The organism is Paenibacillus sp. P4_A9, assembly GCF_056402415.1.
The window spans coordinates 1-537 of record NZ_JBFUHL010000252.1; the positions used below are offsets into that span (position 1 = coordinate 1).

General features: G+C 36.9%; 1 protein-coding gene. It reads left to right on the plus strand.

The features are described from left to right. Positions 1-5 precede the first annotated feature (5 nt). On the plus strand, positions 6-537 hold a 532-nt coding region (locus AC1DVJ_RS31330; RefSeq protein ID WP_477596871.1), incomplete at its 3' end, for an RsfA family transcriptional regulator.

Genomic DNA, 537 nt, shown 5'->3' on the forward strand with positions numbered 1-537 from the left:
GAGTTATGGGTGTTGGTGAAAAGAAACGTGAGGACTCTTGGAATGATGAACATGATCAATTATTAGCTGAAGCCGTATTAACTCATATTCGGAACGGCAGCACACAATTGGCTGCGTTCGAGGAAGCCGCAAGTAAAATTAATCGTACAGCAGCAGCGTGTGGTTTCAGGTGGAATAAAGATATTAGAAAAAAGCATGAAAATGACATACAACTAGCCAAACAAAATCGTTCGCCTAAGCAGAAACCAGCACAAAAAGAAATTAAACAAGTAGTTACTATATCTAGTACTAGTCTATCCGCGGACATAGCAATTGAACAATCTATTTCTTATAATGAGGCCTTGCATCAGATCATTAAGATAGCCAATGAACAATTGCAAAAGTATGATGAGTTGCTTCAAGAAAACATAAAGCTTAGGGAAGAAAACAATGATTTAAAATCTCAAAAACAACAAGCGTCTCCTGAAGTTTTAGCCCAAGAAGATCTTGATGCCTTCCTTCAAATAATGAAAAGGGCAAAAAGTTTAACTCATGTAT